Source organism: Pseudomonas sp. HY7a-MNA-CIBAN-0227 (assembly GCF_040310325.1).
GTDB lineage: Bacteria > Pseudomonadota > Gammaproteobacteria > Pseudomonadales > Pseudomonadaceae > Aquipseudomonas.
The window spans coordinates 1-248 of sequence record NZ_JBEOPT010000285.1 but is presented as its reverse complement, the minus strand read 5'-3'; the positions used below and the strand labels follow the sequence as shown (position 1 = coordinate 248).

The following is a 248-nucleotide window of genomic DNA, read 5'->3' as shown; positions in this document are numbered from 1 at the left end:
ATCCAGTAATTGATGCATGCCTTTAATGTTAGGCTTTAATACACCGTGAAACTGAAACGTTTGACGCGTAGTTAAACGGATACTGCCATAACTGGTTTTTTCTTCTGCAAATTTATCAATGGCTAACCATTGCTCAGGCTTAATAATACCGCCAGGCATACGCGCACGTAACATTACGTTGTGTAATGGCTCAAGCTTTTGCTTAGCACGCTCACCACGAATATCGCGGTCATCTTGCTGGTACATAC

Annotated in this window: 1 protein-coding gene; it reads right to left on the bottom strand. The window is 42.3% G+C overall.

Features of this window, described 5'->3' with window-relative positions:
- The coding region (locus tag AAEZ06_RS27940) for a ferredoxin-like domain-containing protein (protein WP_502948071.1) at window positions 1-248 on the bottom strand (248 nt) is incomplete at both ends.